This is a genomic window from Bacillus sp. R45 (genome assembly GCF_021729365.1).
GTDB classification, from domain to species: domain Bacteria; phylum Bacillota; class Bacilli; order Bacillales; family Bacillaceae; genus Bacillus; species Bacillus velezensis.
This window is the reverse complement of record NZ_CP091421.1, coordinates 746360-760958: the sequence shown is the minus strand read 5'-3', so window position 1 is coordinate 760958 and position 14599 is coordinate 746360. Positions and strand designations below refer to the sequence as shown.

Annotated in this window: 18 protein-coding genes; 9 read left to right on the top strand and 9 right to left on the bottom strand. The window is 47.3% G+C overall.

Annotated features, from left to right (window positions below; all coding sequences use genetic code 11):
* Positions 1–24 precede the first annotated feature (24 nt).
* The 4 genes from L3V45_RS03885 to treP form a co-directional block, all read right to left on the bottom strand.
* The gene (locus L3V45_RS03885) at positions 25–690 is read right to left on the bottom strand and encodes an NAD(P)H-dependent oxidoreductase (protein WP_003155588.1); all 666 of its coding nucleotides are present in this window, start codon (positions 688–690) and stop codon (positions 25–27) included.
* A gap of 133 nt (positions 691–823) precedes the next feature.
* The gene (gene treR, locus L3V45_RS03880; RefSeq protein WP_014304613.1) at positions 824–1540 is read right to left on the bottom strand and encodes a trehalose operon repressor; all 717 of its coding nucleotides are present in this window, start codon (positions 1538–1540) and stop codon (positions 824–826) included.
* Between the two features lie 23 nt (positions 1541–1563).
* Positions 1564–3249, bottom strand: a complete 1686-nt coding sequence (gene treC / locus L3V45_RS03875) for an alpha,alpha-phosphotrehalase (protein WP_236837261.1) — start codon at positions 3247–3249, stop codon at positions 1564–1566.
* Positions 3250–3324: 75 nt separating this feature from the next.
* On the bottom strand, positions 3325–4740 hold the full coding sequence (gene treP, locus L3V45_RS03870; RefSeq protein ID WP_236837260.1) for a PTS system trehalose-specific EIIBC component: 1416 nt from the start codon (positions 4738–4740) through the stop codon (positions 3325–3327).
* A 271-nt stretch (positions 4741–5011) separates the two neighbouring features.
* Between treP and L3V45_RS03865 the strand changes: the two genes are divergently transcribed.
* The 3 genes from L3V45_RS03865 to L3V45_RS03855 are packed head-to-tail and all read left to right on the top strand — an operon-like array spanning position 5012 to position 5976.
* Entirely contained in the window at positions 5012–5272 is a 261-nt protein-coding gene (locus tag L3V45_RS03865; RefSeq protein ID WP_007408496.1) for a spore germination protein, read from the top strand.
* 14 nt (positions 5273–5286) lie between these two features.
* The gene (locus tag L3V45_RS03860; protein ID WP_003155595.1) at positions 5287–5529 is read left to right on the top strand and encodes a spore germination protein; all 243 of its coding nucleotides are present in this window, start codon (positions 5287–5289) and stop codon (positions 5527–5529) included.
* Between the two features lie 15 nt (positions 5530–5544).
* The gene (locus tag L3V45_RS03855; RefSeq protein WP_003155596.1) at positions 5545–5976 is read left to right on the top strand and encodes an Hsp20/alpha crystallin family protein; all 432 of its coding nucleotides are present in this window, start codon (positions 5545–5547) and stop codon (positions 5974–5976) included.
* 9 nt (positions 5977–5985) lie between these two features.
* On the opposite strand, the gene L3V45_RS03850 is transcribed toward L3V45_RS03855, so the two are convergent.
* A complete protein-coding gene (locus L3V45_RS03850; RefSeq protein WP_003155597.1) occupies positions 5986–6363 on the bottom strand; it encodes a DnaJ family domain-containing protein in 378 nt (125 codons plus the stop codon).
* A 245-nt stretch (positions 6364–6608) separates the two neighbouring features.
* On the opposite strand from L3V45_RS03850, the gene L3V45_RS03845 reads away from it, so the two are divergent.
* Positions 6609–8546, top strand: coding sequence for a lipoteichoic acid synthase (locus L3V45_RS03845; RefSeq protein WP_003155599.1), 1938 nt, complete (start codon positions 6609–6611; stop codon positions 8544–8546).
* Positions 8547–8586: 40 nt separating this feature from the next.
* On the opposite strand, the gene L3V45_RS03840 is transcribed toward L3V45_RS03845, so the two are convergent.
* Both L3V45_RS03840 and nagE read right to left on the bottom strand, forming a co-directional pair.
* On the bottom strand, positions 8587–9030 hold the full coding sequence (locus tag L3V45_RS03840) for a YfmQ family protein (protein ID WP_003155601.1): 444 nt from the start codon (positions 9028–9030) through the stop codon (positions 8587–8589).
* Between the two features lie 126 nt (positions 9031–9156).
* Positions 9157–10533, bottom strand: coding sequence for an N-acetylglucosamine-specific PTS transporter subunit IIBC (gene nagE, locus L3V45_RS03835; protein WP_003155603.1), 1377 nt, complete (start codon positions 10531–10533; stop codon positions 9157–9159).
* Between the two features lie 164 nt (positions 10534–10697).
* Here nagE and map point away from each other — a divergent pair, with 164 nt between their 5' ends.
* From map to L3V45_RS03815, 4 genes are all read left to right on the top strand, one after another.
* On the top strand, positions 10698–11447 hold the full coding sequence (map, locus tag L3V45_RS03830) for a type I methionyl aminopeptidase (protein WP_003155605.1): 750 nt from the start codon (positions 10698–10700) through the stop codon (positions 11445–11447).
* Between the two features lie 56 nt (positions 11448–11503).
* Positions 11504–11815 carry a DUF3243 domain-containing protein gene (locus tag L3V45_RS03825; RefSeq protein WP_003155607.1) on the top strand — a complete coding sequence of 104 codons (312 nt, stop codon included), beginning with the start codon at positions 11504–11506 and terminating at the stop codon, positions 11813–11815.
* 82 nt (positions 11816–11897) lie between these two features.
* Positions 11898–12053 carry a hypothetical protein gene (locus L3V45_RS03820; protein ID WP_003155608.1) on the top strand — a complete coding sequence of 52 codons (156 nt, stop codon included), beginning with the start codon at positions 11898–11900 and terminating at the stop codon, positions 12051–12053.
* A 178-nt stretch (positions 12054–12231) separates the two neighbouring features.
* Positions 12232–12366, top strand: a complete 135-nt coding sequence (locus tag L3V45_RS03815; protein ID WP_003155609.1) for a YflJ family protein — start codon at positions 12232–12234, stop codon at positions 12364–12366.
* 40 nt (positions 12367–12406) lie between these two features.
* On the opposite strand, the gene L3V45_RS03810 is transcribed toward L3V45_RS03815, so the two are convergent.
* Positions 12407–13066, bottom strand: coding sequence for an MOSC domain-containing protein (locus L3V45_RS03810; RefSeq protein WP_032857481.1), 660 nt, complete (start codon positions 13064–13066; stop codon positions 12407–12409).
* A gap of 67 nt (positions 13067–13133) precedes the next feature.
* Here L3V45_RS03810 and L3V45_RS03805 point away from each other — a divergent pair, with 67 nt between their 5' ends.
* A complete protein-coding gene (locus L3V45_RS03805) occupies positions 13134–13406 on the top strand; it encodes an acylphosphatase (protein WP_003155611.1) in 273 nt (90 codons plus the stop codon).
* Here L3V45_RS03805 and nosA read toward each other — a convergent pair.
* Positions 13400–14491 (bottom strand): nitric oxide synthase, encoded by a 1092-nt coding sequence (gene nosA, locus L3V45_RS03800; RefSeq protein ID WP_044052979.1) that lies wholly within the window; start codon positions 14489–14491, stop codon positions 13400–13402. The two genes, L3V45_RS03805 and nosA, sit on opposite strands and share 7 nt — an antisense overlap.
* Positions 14492–14599 lie beyond the last annotated feature (108 nt).

Below are 14599 nucleotides of genomic sequence, written 5' to 3'. Positions count from 1 at the left end.
ACACGCCCGGCAGCTTTTTTTATCTTATACCCACTTTACAACGTCTTTTGAGGCAGATCTTGTTTTCGGGCGCGGTTCTCTGACACGGTAGCCGAATGCGGCCATGACAGAGATGTCGAAACTTCCGTTTTCCAGAAGCCCTTCTTCTTCAAGAATCCGGTGGATCTCTTTGTAGTTGAAGCCTTCAACAGGGCAGGAATCGATGCCGATCTGCGCAGCGGCTGTCATCATATTGCCGAGGGCGATGTAAGTCTGTTTGGATGCCCAGTCAAACAGCGCGCGATCTGATTCAAGCAGATTGAAATCATTTTTCTGGAAGTCTTCCGTTTTGCTGATATAGCCTTCATACATATCTTCCGGCATTTTTTTGACTTCCCGCAAGTGGTTTTTGACATAGTCGGCGTCAAAACGGATATCCTTTGCCGTCCGGGCAAGCAGAAGTACGAAATGGCTTGCGGTCGGCAGCTGCTTTTGCGCCCCCCATGTGAACTCGCGGAGTTTTTCACGAAGCTCCGGATTTTGAACGACGACAAATTTCCAAGGCTCCAAACCGAGTGAGCTTGGGGATAATCTTCCCGTTTCTAAAATGAATTCAAAATCGCTTTCTGAAATTTTTTTCTCAGGATCAAATTCCTTTGTAGCGTGTCTGAATTGATACGCTTCGATGATCTGCTGTTTTTTATCTGACATTCATGATCTCTCCTTTTTATCTCGTTATGTACTATTGTAGCCATTATTTTTAAAAGTACCAGTACGCACATTTTTGTTGGATAGTATTCATTTTGATACTGACAAAAAAACGGGCTGCCGCGGCAGTCCGTTTTTATTTTTCTCTTCTCGCAAAGTCGACGAAACGGAATTTATCGAGCCTGTGCCGGCTTTCCGTGTACTGAAAGAGGCTGGTATCCTCCAAAAAGACGCGGTTTTTCACGACCGCCATATGGCTGAACCCGCCGAGATCCAAATACTTCCGGTCTTCCTCCCCCGCCGGCTCCACGACAATTTCCTTTTGCGCGTAGCTGATGGACAGGCCGAGCTCTCCTTCGAGATACTCATAGATCGAATCTTCACAAATCGCCTTCGTTAATAGAGGCACATGTTTTTTCACAAAGTAATCCTTGTCCAAAATAATATGTTCTCCGTCAATCCGTCTTGATCTGACGACTTCCCACACCTTTTCATCCGCCACTGTACCAAGCTCTTTTGCGGCTTCTGAGGGAGGCAGGATCAGCCCGAGACGGTGAACCTCCGTTCGCGTCTCTTTTCCGAGCGTTTCCGAAAGCTCTTTGAAGCTGATCAGGCCTGAGACGGGAAAGCGCATTTTTTCTCTGTCTAATATGACGGAGCCTTTGCCTTTGATTTTCTGGATGTAGCCGTTTTGCGCCAGCATATTGAGCGCTTTACGGACGGTTTCTCGTGATGTGCCGTATTGATCGCATAAATCATTTTCAGACGGAAGAACGTCTTCAGCCTTCCGCTGGCCGCTTTCAATCTGCCGCACCATATCTTTATAGATTGTGATATATTTATTCACTTTCATTCATGACCACCCAGATTAGTGTATCACGCTTTTGTCAGATGATAAACGATCGATTCATACGGACGGAGCGTCAATCGTTCCGGCCGCCCTTCCCTCGGTTCATCATTCGTCAGCAGCACCGTAAACCGCCAGCCGTCCGTGTCTTTAAGCGGAACCGTAAAGTCCGCTTCTTTCCCGTAGAAGTTGTTGATGCACAGAAGTTTTTCATCCTTGCCGTGTCTGACGTACGCCAGAACCGCCGGATCATCTTCAGCAAGCAGCTCAAACGTTCCTTCAGTCACGATGTCATATTCCTTTCTGAGCTTGATGAGCTTCTGATAATGGTAGAAAATTGAATCCGGGTCCCGCAAAGCCGCTTCCGCGTTAATGTCCCGATAATCATCCGCCGCCGGAATCCAAGGCGTTCCCGTCGTAAAGCCGCCGTTCGGCCCGCTGTTCCATTGAACGGGGGTTCTTGCATTGTCTCTTGATTTCTCTTTTAAAATGGCGATAATGTCTTTTTCTGACACGCCTTCTTCCTTCATCTTTTTGTAAATGTTCAGTGATTCGACATCGCGGTATGAGCCGATGTCATCGAACTTCGGATTGCCCATGCCGATCTCCTCACCTTGATAAATGTAAGGCGTGCCCTGCATCATATGAATGGCCGCCGCCAGCATTTTGGCTGATTTCGTCCGGTATACGCCGTCGTCTCCGTATCTGGATACGGCCCGCGGCTGGTCATGGTTGCACCAGAATAATGCGTTCCAGCCTCCGCCGTTTTGCATCTCCGTCTGCCAAAACGCTAAAATCCGTTTCAGCTTCAGAAAATCAAACGGAGCGAGCGCCCATTTTTCACCATTCGGATAATCCACTTTTAAATGATGAAAGTTAAAGGTCATATTGAGTTCTTTATTTTCAGGGTTTGTGTACCGGATGCAGTGGTCAGCCGTTGTCGAGGACATTTCACCGACCGTCATGCTGTCATATTTCGAAAAAACTTCCCGGTTCATCTCATGAAGAAATTCGTGCACGCGCGGCCCGTCCGTATAATAAGGGCGCCCGTCACGACCATCCTCGGCATCAGGAAACGATTGGTCTTTAGAAATGAGGTTGATCACATCCAGCCGGAAGCCGTCGATCCCTTTTCGGAACCAAAAATGCATCATGTCGTAAACCTGTTTTCTCATCTCTTCATTTTCCCAGTTCAAATCGGCCTGCGACACATCGAATAAATGCAGATAGTGCTGGCCTGACGCCGGGTCGAGCTCCCAAGCGGAACCGCCGAATTTTGATTCCCAGTTGTTCGGCGCCCGGCCGTCTTCCTTTCCGTCTTTCCAAATGTAAAAATCCCGATACGGACTGTCGGGTGACGAGACCGCTTCTTTGAACCATTGATGCTCGACTGATGTATGGTTTACGACAAGATCCATGACGACCTTGATTCCTCTTTTGTGCGCTTCATCGAGGAGGCGTTCAAAATCCTCCATCGTTCCGTATTCTTCATAAATGGTGCAGTAATCGCGAATGTCATAACCGTTGTCATTCTGCGGCGAATCGTAAATCGGCGTAAGCCAAATGACATCAATCAAAAGCTTCTGCAAATAATCAAGCTTCTCGATAATACCGTTCAGATCACCGATCCCGTTTCCCGTCGTATCATTAAAGCTCTTCGGATAAATTTGATATACCGCTGCCTTTTTCCACCATGGTGTGCTGTCTGTTTTCATTTTTCTTCACCGCCTGTATTGTTTTGAATGGAAAGGGAAAAGGGACAGCCTGTTAGAAGGCGCCCCGCAGGTTTTCTATTTTTGCCGTTTCAGCCGCGCATACCCGTATGTTCCCGCAAACGGGAGTATCAGCACGATCAGCATTCCGATCGCAAACGGACCCCAGTACCGGCTCATAATGGAGAAGATCCCCGGGACGCCGCCGACTCCGACCGAGCTTGCGAGAACGCCTTTGACGGAGATGAACATCCCCGCAATCCCCGAGCTGATCATGGCGATCACAAACGGAAATTTGTAACGCAGATTCACGCCGAAAATCGCCGGCTCGGTAATGCCCAAATATGCGGAAATGCCGGCCGTCAGTGAAAGCCCCCGCTGTTTTTTATCTTTTGTAATGAGCATCATGGCCAGAGCCGCCGATCCTTGAGCGATATTTGATAATGCGAGCATCGGCCATAAAAATGTGCCGCCGAGCTTTGATCCGATTAATTGAAGATCGACCGCGAGAAACGTATGATGCATCCCCGTGATGACAAGCGCCGAATACAGCCCTCCGTACAGCAAGCCTCCGATGGCGGAGAATTGGCCGAAAACGGCAATCAATCCCGCCGTCAGCGCGTTACCGATCGCAAAGGTGATCGGACCGACGATAACAAAGGATAGAAAACCGATGACCAAAAGCGTCACCGGCGCGACGACCAACAGCTGAATGCCCTCCGGCGTCCGTTTCGTCAAAAAGAGCTCAAGCCTGGCAAGTAAATAAGACGCCAGCAGAATCGGGAGCACCTGACCTTGATACCCGACTTTCTGCACCTCAAGGCCGAACAAGTTCCACACCGGAATATCGCCGCTCTGCTCGGCGGCCCCGTATCCCCATGCGTTTAACAGATCAGGATGCACCAGCATCAGCCCGAGCACGATGCCCAAAAGCGGGCTTCCTCCGAACCGCTTCACTGCCGACCAGCCGATTAAAGCCGGCAGAAAAGCGAAGGCCGTCCCCGCGATCAGATTAATCATATTGGCAAGATCCGCCCATTGCGGATACACTTGAACAATCGATTTCGTGCTGTAGAAAATGCCTTCCGCCGTTAAGATATTGTTCAGACCCATTAAAAGCCCGGCCGTGACGATCGCCGGCAAGATCGGAATAAAGATGTCCGCAAGCGTTTTCACAGCACGCTGTAAAGGATTCATGTTTTGCGATGCCGCCTTCTTCACGTCATCCTTGGACGCTTCCCCGATCCCTGTTTCCTTCACTAATTCCGCATATACTTTGTTGACCGTCCCCTGCCCGATCACGACTTGAAACTGCCCGTTTACCGCAAAAGATCCTTTGACAATGTCTATTGCATCAAGCATTTTTTGGTTTACCTTGGTTTCATCTATTAATGCAAACCGCAAACGCGTCACACAATGAGTCGCCGCCTCAATATTTTCGATTCCGCCGACAGCTTCAGCGATCTGCCGCGCAGCCCGGTTAAACTCACCCATGCCAACCCCTCCGTAACCGTTTTCATTTTGTCTCAAAAAACTTGTATATACATGTTTATGACTCTATTGTAATGATGTATATACATGTCGTCAATCTATTTTTATAGCGCTTTCATCACAAATATACTGCGAAAGACCCTGAAACAAAAAAAGCCCCGCCGGAACCGGGCCTTGACTTCTTGTTTGGTCGGGAACATGTCCGGGCGGAATTCACAACAGGAGCACAAAAAGCATACAGTACTGTACAACTAAGTTAAAGAGGTGTGAAGAGATGCCATCCACTGTTATCAACCTGTACTATTTGAAGATTAACAGTATTTCTGGCAACGGATCTATTACGATTGGGGAAGCGGCATACAACAGTCCCACCACAAATAACAAATCACAAGGACTGAACTCTTCATTCGGCGATACGTCACCTATAGAATCGATGATGGAGAACTTGTTAAATGATCCTGATGTCAACGACCAGACAGCCATCGGAACCGCAGATACCGCAAATATTACGCCGGTGCCGCCCATTATAGATTAAAGGGGTTTTTATGAATGCCTTACCAAATTAACGTCGTCAATATAAAAGTAAACGGAGCAACGCAAAACGGAAACGTCGATATCGGTCAGACCGTACAAAACAGCCACACCGCCAACAGCAAATTTGTCGGCGCGAACTTTTCTTTAGGGGATTTTTCGCCGGCCGCCGGATGTTTGAATTCGGGCCATCTTGACCCTGACGTGAGCGATCAGGATCAGATCGCCAACCCGTCAATGCCGATCGCAAATCAAATATAGGGAGGTTCTGCCGAAGTGGATATCGAAAAAATGAGAAAGTGGCTTGAGATTACGAACGAGCACAAGCCCAGCGACTTTTGGACCAATGTCCTGAAACGGAAATCTCCCGAAGATTTTTTCTCCTTACAAAAAAACACCCTGACTTATGATATTTATCAGGATGAACAGCACACATTTGTCATTGTGGAAATGCCCGGCGTTTACGAAGAAGAATTGACATTGAGGCTGCTGTCAAGAACACGGCTGCATATAAGAGGAAACATCACACCCCTTTTTCCGAAGAACATGGGCGTCTGCCAAAACCGGTATTACGGGGAAATCGATGAGACGATTGAGCTTCCTGAACCGGCTGAGCCCCACCTGTTACAGGCGCAGTGCGTAAACGGCCTGCTCCACATTTCCTACCCGCGCCTTATGGAGCACATTCCTTTTCAGAAAAAAATATAAAGAGCCGGCTTACGGGCGGCCCAGCCGTCTGTATACTTTCTCCTTATAATGAGAAGATGCGGGTTTTGAGAACATGGCTTTCTCCTCCGTCAGTTTGTCGAGTCTGACTTGTTTTTCCGTCCGTTTGTTCCGCAGGTGATCCCGCTCCTGTTCATTGCGGCACTTGGCGATCAAATAATCGAGCGTCATCAGCTCTTTCTTCAGCGCGCCCTCATCCTCGGCGATTCCGGCGTTTTTTAATATGCGGTAGCCCATTCTGAGCGACTCCGGAAGATGTGCGGCATCGTCTTTCGGCAGGGGCTTTCCCATTCCATTGATGCCGGCGAACTCTCCATCCTTAATGGCGCGCTTGATTTTATCTTCAGCCACGATATGCGCAATATCCATCACTGTTCACCTCTTTCTTCAATAGAATCGGGTGTGATCATACGGAAATTCACATCCCAGTTTGTGCCATTTGTGTTTTTTAAAGCTGTCATTCAACAGATCAACCGCCGCTGCGACAGCGTTTTTCGCCCTTTTTCCGATGAGCCTTTTCCACCTTTTCTATTTGCTGGTTTCATGGTATATTGATTACGTTCGTTTTTTCTATCGTTCCGTGTAAACCGTGATCGGAAAAAAGGAGTGTAACAATGAAAACATTTATAAAAGAAAGAGGACTTGCCTTCTTCTTGATAGCGGTCGTGTTATTGTGGGTGAAAACATATGTCGCTTATATTTTAAACTTTAACCTCGGCATAGACAACACGATCCAAAAAATATTGCTTTTTGTGAATCCGCTGAGCTCCAGCTTGTTCTTTCTTGGATTTGGGCTTCTTTTCAAGAAGAAATTACAGCAGACAGCCATTATTGTGATTCATTTTTTATTGTCTTTTTTGCTTTTTGCAAACATCGTCTATTATAGATTCTTTAATGATTTCATTACCATCCCGGTCATGATGCAGGCAAAGACAAACGGCGGCCAGCTCGGAGACAGCGCGTTCTCGTTAATGAGATGGACAGACGCCTTCTACTTCCTGGATACCGTCATTTTGATTATTTTGGCCCTTAAGATGAAAAAACCGGCTGAAAAACCGGCGAAGAAATCATTCAGAATCGTTTTGGCTTCCGCCGTGCTTGTGTTCCTGATCAACCTCGCCGTCGCGGAATCCGACCGTCCCGAGCTTTTGACACGCTCATTTGACCGAAACTATCTGGTGAAATACTTGGGCACGTACAACTTTACGATTTACGATGCCGTGCAGAATGTGAAATCAAACAGCCAGCGCGCGCTTGCCGATTCAAGCGATGTAACGGATGTGGAAAACTATATGAAGGCCAACTATGACGTGCCGAATAACGTCTACTTCGGAAAAGCCGAAGGAAAAAACGTCATCTACGTCTCATTAGAGTCTCTGCAGTCCTTTATCATTGATTACAAAATTAACGGCAAGGAAGTGACGCCGTTTTTAAACAAACTGGCGCACGATAATCAAACATTCTACTTTGATAACTTTTTCCACCAAACGGGACAAGGTAAAACATCTGATGCGGAATTTATGATGGAGAACTCTCTGTACCCGCTTTCGCAAGGTTCGGTTTTCGTCAATAAAGCGCAAAACACGCTGCAGTCCGTTCCTGCGATCTTAAAAGGCAAAAAGTACACGTCTGCCGCTTTCCACGGAAATACGCAGACTTTCTGGAACCGTAACGAAATGTACAAATCGGAAGGCATCGATAAGTTTTTCGATTCCGCTTATTATGACATGAGCGAAGAAAATACGAAAAACTACGGCATGAAAGACAAACCGTATTTCAAAGAATCCATGCCGCTCTTAAAGAGCCTGCCGCAGCCGTTCTATACGAAGTTCATTACGCTGTCCAACCACTTCCCGTTCGGAATGGATAAAGAAGACACGGACTTCCCGGCGGGAGACTTTGGCGATTCAGTCGTCAATAATTACTTCCAGTCCGCGAACTATCTGGATGAATCAATTGAACAGTTCTTTAATGACCTGAAAAAAGACGGCCTGTACGATAAGTCGATTATCGTGATGTACGGAGACCACTACGGCATCTCCGAAAACCATAATAAAGCGATGGCGAAAGTGCTCGGCAAAGATGAGATCACTGAATACGACAATGCCCAGCTTCAGCGGGTGCCGCTCTTTATCCACGCTCCCGGCGTGAAAGGCGGCCGCAATCATAAATTTGCCGGTGAAGTCGATGTCGCGCCGACCGTTCTTCATCTGCTCGGCGTCGATACGAAAGATTATCTCATGTCAGGTTCTGATATCTTATCGAAAGAGCACAGAGAAGTCATTCCGTTCCGTAACGGAGACTTCATCTCGCCGAACTATACGAAAGTGTCCGGCAAGTATTACGATACGAAAACCGGAAGACTTTTAGATGATTCAGAAGTCGACAAAAAAGAAGACTCTCTCGTCAAGACTGAGCTTGAAATGTCTGATAAGATCATCAACGGCGATCTGCTTCGTTTCTATCAGCCGAAAGGCTTCAAGAAAGTGGATCCGTCACAATTCGATTATACGAAGCGTGAAGATTCCTCAGCAGACGATCAAAAAGAATAAACAAAAGCCAGATCATTGATATGATCTGGCTTTTTTATGTTCAGCTCCCGGCGGCGGCCATAGTGCGCTTTTGCAGGCTGTCGGAAAGAACTGAATAAGCGACGACTTTCTTTTTCTGCTGCTTGACGACATCTACATGATCTTCGTAGCTGTATACAAACACCGTCACATCTTTTTTTCCTTTTCTCGTCTTAATGACAAGCGGATCGGCTCCGTTTTGCGGATGAAGATAACGCTCTTCATCCCCTGGGTATATATAATGCCGTTCGATAAACACGGCTTCGTTAAAATCATCAATCACCCGTCGTTTGTCTTCGCCTTCCAGACGTTTTCCGCCGAGGGAAACGGCAGCGGACTCGTCACTGAGCTTTGAATGGGTTTCAAACTTGCGGAGGATCCATTCCACCGCTCCGGTAGGAAGGCATGTCAGCACAATCTTAATCAGGCTTATGACAACAATTGAAACAACTGCAATCCATGTCACCTTACATCATCTCCATACTTGTTCTACATGAATCTTAACATAGAAGGAAACATTGTTTTTTGTACATTATGTGAAACTTGATATATGTTCAAAAAAAATCCGGATCACATAGGTGATCCGGATTTTTCAAGTCTGCTTCTGATCGTCAAGGCGGACGGCCTCTCTCAGCTCTTCCGCGACAAATTCGACGTTCGGCCCGATAATGACCTGCGCCGTTTTATTCCCAGTTTTGATAACCCCTTTTGCTCCCGCTTTTTTAAGCGCCGCCTCATTAATGAGAGACGTATCCTGCACGGTCAGCCTGAGGCGGGTCGCACAGTGATCAATCGTTTCGAGATTTTGCCTGCCGCCGAGCCCCTTGAGCATGGCATGTTCTTCGACGGAACCGGCCGTATCTTCACTAAGCACTTCTTCCTCATCATCTTCCCGTCCCGGCGTTTTCAAGTTTAACGTTTTGATGAGCATATAAAAGACGACAAAATAGATCACCGCATAACAAAGCCCGACAACGAGCAGCAAAAGCGGTTTTTCGGCAATGCCGTAGCTGAGGAGATAATCGATCGCCCCCGCCGAGAATGAAAAACCTGACCTGATTCCGAGAACATTCACGATAAATAAAGAGAACCCGGTTAATATAGCATGAACCCCGTACAAAAGCGGTGATAAAAACATAAATGCAAATTCAATCGGCTCTGTAATTCCGGTAATAAATGCCGTCAGCGCGAGACCGATCATCATTCCGGCCGTCGCTTTGCGCTTACTTGGCTTAGCCGCAGCAATCATTGCCAGACATGCGGCCGGAAGCCCGAACATCATAATCGGGAAGAATCCCGTCATATAAGTTCCCGCCGTCGGATCCTTCGCAAAGAAACGGGCCAGATCTCCCGTTTTTCCGTGAAAATCGCCAAACTGGAACCAAAAAATATTATTCAGCACATGATGAAGACCGAATGGAATCAAAAGCCGGTTAAAAATCCCGTAAATCCCGGCGCCGATCCCGCCAAGCCCGATCATCCATTCCCCGAAGGACGTAATCACCGACTGAATCGGCGGCCACACAAATCCGAAGATACCCGCCAAAATAATGGTAATCAGCGCCGTTACAATCGGAACGAGCCTGCGCCCGCTGAAAAACCCGAGATATTCGGGCAGCTTCGTATCCTTAAAGCGATTATACGTGTATCCCGCAATTAACCCCGCGATAATCCCTCCGAAAACGGCCATATTATTTGTCGAATTGATTGATTTTACAGCCGCGTCCAGCATGATATAAGAAATGGCTCCCGACAGAGCGGCGGCCCCGTTGCTGTCTTTCGAAATCCCGATCGCGATTCCGATCGCGAAAATCAGCGGCAGATGATCAAATACCGCGGTCCCCGCCGCGTAAATGAACGGAATATTTAATAAGTCCTCTCTGCCGATGGCCAAAATAATACCAACGGCGGGCAGAACGGCAATCGGAAGCATAAAAGACTTTCCGAGTTTTTGCAAAAATTGAAGCATTTTACCCATCCCCCTTCTTTTTTCTTAAATATACCACATAAGTTATCTAGTGATCTATACCAATTTTCCTTCATTTATTCACATAAGGCTTGTTGGTTTTCTATTTATAAACCAGTTGTGGTAAGCTTGAATCAGATGATTAAAAATAGAAAGCGGGAATGACAATGATTGTAACGAACGATCAAGAATTAGAAGGCCTTAAAAAAATCGGCAGAATCGTCGCGCTGGCGCGTGAAGAAATGAAGAAAAAAGCCGAGCCCGGCATGAGCACGAAAGATCTTGACCTGATCGGAAAGGCGGTGCTTGACGAGCACGGAGCCGCTTCCGCTCCGGAGAAGGAATACGATTTCCCGGGCGTGACATGCATCAGCGTAAATGACGAAGTCGCTCACGGCATTCCGAGCGCCTCTAAAATCTTAAAAGCCGGAGATCTTGTCAATATCGATATTTCGGCGGAGTTCGGCGGTTTTTATTCCGATACGGGCATTTCATTTGTGCTCGGAGAAGGCGATGAACGTCTGCAAAAGCTTTGTAACTGCGCGGCATCCGCATTTCAGAAAGGATTGGATCAGGCAAAAGCCGGCAAACGTCAAAACCAGATCGGCAGAGCCGTCTACCATGAAGCCCGCTCCAACGGATTTACCGTCATTAAAACGCTGACGGGCCACGGAATCGGCAGAAACCTCCATGAAGCGCCGAACCACATCATGAATTACTACGATCCGTTTGATAACGCGCTGTTTAAAAACGGAACCGTGATCGCGCTTGAGCCGTTTATTTCCACGAAAGCGGAAACGATTGTTGAAGCGGGAGACGGCTGGACATATAAAACGCCGGATAAAAGCCTTGTCGCCCAAGTGGAACACACCATCGTGATCACAAAAGACAAACCGATTATTTTAACTGCATTGTAATGTTTCATCTCCCTCCCGAACAGGTATACAACAACTAACCCGAAGGAGGGAGACGCATGAAAAAAGATAAAGAAAAAATCAAAATCGAAAACGAAATACACGCCATGCACGGCGTAACGAAACAGCAGATTTTAGAGGATTTCGAGGAATTTAAGGCGTACCTTCATCAGAAAATTTCCGCCGGAAAAAAACTGGGTCTGGATGACAGCAAAATCATCAAAAGCGCCGCCATCCTCGGGGACTATCTCGCCAAACACGAGGAGCCCCGCAATGCGGAAGAAAAACTCTTACAAGAACTGTGGGACATCGCGGATGATAATGAAAAACAGCATTTGGCCCAGCTTCTCGTCAAACTTGCCGGACACTGATACAGTGCCCGGCTTTTTTATGCTCCGTTATAAGAGTTGTGCTACACTGGACATATGTCTGTGAAAGGAGCCATTTTTCAACATGTGGTTTATTATCTTCGGGTTTATTTTCTTTATTGAAAGCATCATTCTCACCGTTTACGGGGTGAAGAAAAAGAAGGGGATGCTGATTTATTTCGGCGTCGTTTTCGGAATCATGACACTCGGAACGGTGCTGTTAAAATTAACCGGCCATTAAGCATGAAAAGACCGCCCTTTACATATATATGTAAGAAAGCTTTACATCTCTGAATCGAAAGGCTCAGTTTTTGCATTATCCCTTTTCAGCGTCTTTTTATAGATGTTACAATGCCAAAAGTTTGGCAAAAACTGAAGAAACCTCCCCAGCGGGAGAACGGAGAAAGGAGTTTTCTGACATGCATTATGGCAGTAAAGGCTGGTATGTAGAAGAGTTAAAGAAAAAAGGAATTACCCACTATGAAGGAAGAAAGCTTCAAAGCTTCAAAAAGTACTTCCTTGCCAATCTGCTGGAAACAAAGAAACAAGCATAACGTAAATCAGCCGTGCTGTCAGTGCAGCACGGCTTTTTTTCTATACATTAGTGAGCCTGTCCCTTTTTTTAAGGAAGGACTCCCTCCAGCTTTCTGACAGCGCTTCTTCCCGCAGTATTTCTTCAATCGCTGACAGATTGTCTGAATCACGGTATTTCACTTCGTTCGCATACCAGACGGAAATGCTTTCTTTGCCTCTCGACAGACGCTTGAGGACGGGACGCGGATCGACATATCCTTCTTCAAGCACCCTGAAATAAAAGCCGGTAAATCCCGTCTGCTGTACACGGAGCACCATATCTTTGATGCCATATTTGAGCGCGAGTTTGACGCAGGGCTGGCGCGGCTGGCTTACTTGAACGACGGCTTCACCTAGCTGAAAGACGTCTCCGATCCACACGTCTTGTTCGGCCAGTCCTTTGACCGTTACATTCTCTCCGAACGCGGCGGCGGGAAGTTTTCTCGCGAGCGTTGTTTCCCAATATGAATAATGCTCGGCGGGATACACGCACACCGCTTTATCGGGACCTCCGTGATGCTTCAGATCAGCCTGCCCGTCCCCGTCAAAATGGGTTTTATACAGCATGACGGGAGAATCTGCGGGCCGCTTGATGATGCCTGAATTGATTTGTCTGCCGGCAAATTCATGAATTGCGGGCTTTCCGAGATTGATAGATAAGACAGAATAGTCTTGCGTCATCTCGTTCACATCCTTTGCGAAATATCCTACCTTTCCTTTATCATAGTAAGAAAAAGGTGGTTTTTCCATGCTTCAGTATCATATGATTGCAGACGGCCGGGTTCAGGGCGTAGGTTTTCGCTACTTCGTCCAGATGGAAGCCGACAGACATAAGATAGCCGGCTGGGTAAAAAACCGTGATGATGGCCGGGTGGAAATCCTTGCCGAAGGCCCTGAAGAGTCGTTAAAACAATTTGCCGAAGCGGTCAGAAAAGGCAGCCCCTTCTCAAATGTCACAAACGTAACCATCGAAGAATCACACCGTCTGAAAGGGTACCGCACCTTTTCCATCAGTTACTGATAAGGCTTGTCCTGATAAAAATAATTCGGCTTCACAATCGTATTGTCATATGATTTATGAAAAATGTGGGTGGAAGCCGGCGAGATCGGCGGAATCAGCCAGGTCCAGTCGCCCGTCAGCTTTCTGCCCGCGTCTTGTTCCTGTTCTTCAAAGCGTTTAAATTGATTCGCGGCCGTATGGTGATCGACAATGCTGACACCGTGTTTTTTGTATGAATAGAGCACTGCCTTATTCAGTTCCACCAGCACCTGATCTTTCCACAGGTCGGTATTCAGGCTGGCGGAAATCCCCATGACCGAAGCGGCTTTTTTGAGCATATCATACCGCTTTTCGTCAGCAAGGTTCCTTGCGCCGATTTCAGTTCCCATATACCATCCGTTAAAAGGCGCCGCGTTGTACGACAGTCCGCCGATTTCAAGCCTCATATCGGCGATAATCGGAACCCCGTACCACCTGAGATTTAAATCGGCAAACTCTTCAATATCCGGATGGGTGATCGGCACTTCTTTCACGAGCGTCTGAGGCAGGTCATACCAGACCGGCTGCCCGTCCCCTTTCATCCGGAAAAGCAGCGGCAGAATATCAAAATCGGTCCGCTTCCCGCGCCAGCCGAGTTTTTCGCAGACAGCCGTCAGCTCATATGATGCCGGATCACCGACTCTTCCTTTTTCAGTCTCATATCCCGCATAGCGGATGAGCTGGTGATTCCAGATTTCCACTTGTTTCTCCCCGTTCTTCTCAGGAGGGAAAATCGTAATCGTCGGTTTAATTTTTCCGCCGTTCGTGGCGATTTCAATATGTTCAAATAATGCGTCACGCACCTCTTCTTTCGTGTTCACATTGCGCCGGTCAATGACGTTCAGCGATTGCCAGAACAGACGCCCGATACAGCGGTTGCTGTTGCGCCACGCCATTTTCGCCCCGTGTTCAAGCTCTTCCGCCGTATGGACGTAACTTCCCGTCCGATCTATCTCATCTTTTATCGCGTGCAGTCGCGCGTTGATTTGCGATTCCATTCCGAGTTCGTGATAGCAGACATCAATAAAATCCTTCGCCTCATCCCAAAGTATTTCCGTATGTTTCAAAAAACTCTCTCCTTCAATTTACATCTGTTTCCCATTGTATCGTTTTTAGGTGTGAACACAATGGTTTTTTTGTATCATACTGGAAACTGCGAAGAAAAAACACCTGTG

What these genes read in the sequence shown, in the direction of transcription:
- L3V45_RS03825 (WP_003155607.1), top strand. Translation starts at nt 11,504, where the DNA reads ATGAAAAAAGATAAAGAAAAAATCAAAATCGAAAACGAAATACACGCC.
- treC (WP_236837261.1), bottom strand. Translation starts at nt 3,249, where the DNA reads ATGAAAACAGACAGCACACCATGGTGGAAAAAGGCAGCGGTATATCAA.
- L3V45_RS03820 (WP_003155608.1), top strand. Translation starts at nt 11,898, where the DNA reads ATGTGGTTTATTATCTTCGGGTTTATTTTCTTTATTGAAAGCATCATT.
- L3V45_RS03805 (WP_003155611.1), top strand. Translation starts at nt 13,134, where the DNA reads ATGCTTCAGTATCATATGATTGCAGACGGCCGGGTTCAGGGCGTAGGT.
- L3V45_RS03860 (WP_003155595.1), top strand. Translation starts at nt 5,287, where the DNA reads ATGCCTTACCAAATTAACGTCGTCAATATAAAAGTAAACGGAGCAACG.
- L3V45_RS03885 (WP_003155588.1), bottom strand. Translation starts at nt 690, where the DNA reads ATGTCAGATAAAAAACAGCAGATCATCGAAGCGTATCAATTCAGACAC.
- L3V45_RS03865 (WP_007408496.1), top strand. Translation starts at nt 5,012, where the DNA reads ATGCCATCCACTGTTATCAACCTGTACTATTTGAAGATTAACAGTATT.
- L3V45_RS03815 (WP_003155609.1), top strand. Translation starts at nt 12,232, where the DNA reads ATGCATTATGGCAGTAAAGGCTGGTATGTAGAAGAGTTAAAGAAAAAA.
- L3V45_RS03845 (WP_003155599.1), top strand. Translation starts at nt 6,609, where the DNA reads ATGAAAACATTTATAAAAGAAAGAGGACTTGCCTTCTTCTTGATAGCG.
- treP (WP_236837260.1), bottom strand. Translation starts at nt 4,740, where the DNA reads ATGGGTGAGTTTAACCGGGCTGCGCGGCAGATCGCTGAAGCTGTCGGC.
- L3V45_RS03850 (WP_003155597.1), bottom strand. Translation starts at nt 6,363, where the DNA reads ATGGATATTGCGCATATCGTGGCTGAAGATAAAATCAAGCGCGCCATT.
- map (WP_003155605.1), top strand. Translation starts at nt 10,698, where the DNA reads ATGATTGTAACGAACGATCAAGAATTAGAAGGCCTTAAAAAAATCGGC.
- L3V45_RS03810 (WP_032857481.1), bottom strand. Translation starts at nt 13,066, where the DNA reads ATGACGCAAGACTATTCTGTCTTATCTATCAATCTCGGAAAGCCCGCA.
- nagE (WP_003155603.1), bottom strand. Translation starts at nt 10,533, where the DNA reads ATGCTTCAATTTTTGCAAAAACTCGGAAAGTCTTTTATGCTTCCGATT.
- treR (WP_014304613.1), bottom strand. Translation starts at nt 1,540, where the DNA reads ATGAAAGTGAATAAATATATCACAATCTATAAAGATATGGTGCGGCAG.